Here is a 2,781-nt window from a genome sequence, read left to right as displayed (position 1 = left end):
ACCCCAACCACCCCGCCCGGCGCGGCCCACAGCCATGCCCGTGAACCGTCACCTACAGCAAGATCACTAAAGCAGGTGAATGTTTACCACGTTCCGCGCTGTACGAGGTTTTCCCGCCGGTCCCGACGACCCGGGCACCCGGTCCACCCCGCGGGCCGGGCGAGGCGGGGCATGCGTCCACCGGGGGGCAGCCGGCTGCGAGACTGGCTGGCGTGCAGACCCTCACATCCTCGTCCGGCCCGCCCGCCCCGCGTGACGAGCACCCCGGAGAGAACGCCACCACGGAGGCCCGAGGATCCGGCGTGACCCCGCGGGACGGCGTGGATCCGAGGGACGGCTCAGGTCCGCGGGAGCGGGCGGGGAGACGTGACATCACGGGAACCGCAGGACCACAATACGTAACGGCAGGACCAGTCAAGGACGCTGACACGATCACCGTCGCCACCCCGATCGTGCGCGTGGACGAGGCGGTCGATCTACTTTCCCGCACGATCGACGTCCTTGTCGTCGGGGGCGGCCCGGCCGGCAGCGCGGCGGCTCTGGGCGCCCTGCGAGAACGCCCGGACGCACACGTCGTCATCGTCGACGCCGCTGAGTTCCCCCGGGACAAGACCTGCGGTGACGGCATCGCCCCGCACGGCCTGGACGTCCTGCGTGATCTCGGCGTGACCGATGCGGTCGCCGGGTACCGGCCGGTGGACCGCATGCGCCTGCGCACCCCAGGGGGCGCCGAGGTGGCCACTCCCTCGGCCCGAGCCAACTACGTGGTACCCAGGGAGGTCTTCGACGCCCGTCTCGTGGCCGCGGCCCAGGCACGTGGGGCTCAGCTGATCCAGCGGCGCGTGCGGTCCCTGGAACTTACCGACCGGCCGCGCCTGGACGGTCGGGGACGGGAGCCGGTCGTCGTGGTCAACGGCACGCTCACGGCGCGGGTCGTCATCGGCGCGGACGGCGCGAACTCCGCGGTACGCCGCGGGCTCGGGCTGCCGGGTAACCCCCCCGAGGCGATGGCGATCGCCGTGCGGGCCTACACCGACGTCGCCTTCGACGACGGCCCCCCCGAACAGTTCATCCACATGACCGACGAGGGTTGGCCGGCCTACGCCTGGTCGTTCCCGATCGGCGACGGCCGTGCGAACATCGGCTACGGGATGCTGCGGTCCCGGCTGGCCGGCGGGACGGACGGAACGAGCGCCAAGACCGTCCTGCGCCGCACGCTCGCCCGCATGCTGCCCGAGACACCGGCGCATCCGGCCACGCTGCGGGCCCATCATCTGCCGCTGTCGACCCATCGCCCCCGGCAGCCGAACGGTTCCGTGCTGCTCGCCGGGGACGCGGCCTCCCTGATCAACCCCCTGACCGGGGAGGGCATTTACTACGCGGTGCTGTCGGGGTCGCTGGCCGGGCATGCCGCCGTCCGCGCGGCGCACCCGGCCAGCGCGGGCCGGGTCTACCGACGCGCTCTCGACGCGGAGCTGGGACGGCATCTGCGGCACACGGCCCTGCTGGCCGGTCTCGCCGGGCGGCGCCGCACGCTGATGGACGCGGCGGTGCGGGCCGCCCGCACTCGTACCGAGCTGTACGACACGCTCGTCGAGATCGGACTGGGCCGCGGCACGATCCCGGCGAGTTCCCTGACCCGTCTGGCGATGCGGCGCACCATGACCGGCCTGCGCTAACCCGCCACGGGCCGCCCTGACCCGCCACGGCCTGCGCTAACCCGTCACGGGCCGATATAGGGAACGGCGAATGTGAGGATTATCACAGATACTCCAAACAGAAGGAGAATACCCACATCGAAGGCCCGCCCCCGCACCGCCAGCAGGCCGATCCGCCGTGCCGGCAGCACCAAACGGGCCAGAGCGGCCATCACCAGGACCACGCCGACGACCACCATTCCTCGGCGCCATCTGTCCTGGAAGACCAGCACCAGCCCGACGGTGACCCCGGCGAGCACCAACGCGAAGGTGGCCTCCCGCCGTAGCCAGCCGCCGATCCCGCCCCCGTCGCCACGCCCGGCAGTCCCGGCCCCGGCGGGTGCGCCGGGCGTGACGAATGGTGGCGGGGAGGCAGCTGGGACCGGTGTTCTCCGGGATCCGGAGATGGTCCCTGCCACTGGTGGCCCAGGCTCCGCACCGACCGCCGACTTCCGGTGCTCCTCGGGGCCGACCAGCGGGGAGGACACCGGACGCCACGGGTCGTGCGATGGGATGCCGTCGCCCTCGACCCGCTCCGGTGGGGACGATCCGGGCTGACCCGGGGCGGCCAGCGGGGCCGGTGCCGGCGGAACGGGACGGTCGAACCGACGCAACCCGCGATACTCGGCGGGAAGGCGCTCGTCACGATCCTCGATCGGACGGAAGACCTCGACGCGGGTGGTGCCCGGCCACGACGGACGCCGCCGGTCCGCTTCCGCCCCAGCGCGGCGCAGCGGCAGCTCTGCCCGCTCCGCCCGGGGATCGGGCGCCTCATGTCCGCCGGAATATCCGTCGGATCGGTACCGCCCCCCCGGCCCGGGGCGGCCTGGATCACCCCCGGGTCGAGCCGGGCCGGAGCCGCGCACCGCGTCGGTCACCCTCACCTCCGGCAGCGGTTGGGATCTCCTGCTGGACAGTGGCCCCGTACGGGACATGGTGGCGTCCCCGCCATCATCGGCGACGGCTTCCACCCGAGTGCAGGATGCATCGAACACCAATCCAACCAGGACATCGGTCCTTACCAACACACGGTAGGCCGCCTGCGGCATCCGGCGCCCACGGACGCACGAGAGCACGGCGGGGC

General features: G+C 72.7%; 2 protein-coding genes. One reads left to right on the top strand and one right to left on the bottom strand.

From position 1 onward, the window contains the following. Positions 1 to 458: 458 nt before the first annotated feature. Positions 459 to 1,679, top strand: coding sequence for an NAD(P)/FAD-dependent oxidoreductase (locus ACY5KJ_RS19485; RefSeq protein ID WP_462189289.1), 1,221 nt, complete (start codon positions 459 to 461; stop codon positions 1,677 to 1,679). 44 nt (positions 1,680 to 1,723) lie between these two features. On the opposite strand, the gene ACY5KJ_RS19480 is transcribed toward ACY5KJ_RS19485, so the two are convergent. After that, a partial coding sequence (locus tag ACY5KJ_RS19480) for a DUF3017 domain-containing protein (protein WP_462204046.1) occupies positions 1,724 to 2,781 on the bottom strand: 1,058 nt, incomplete at its 5' end.

The sequence above is a fragment of the Frankia sp. CcWB3 genome, from assembly GCF_977927595.1.
Note: the sequence above shows the minus strand (reverse complement) of the source record. Positions and strands in the feature narration are given on the sequence as shown.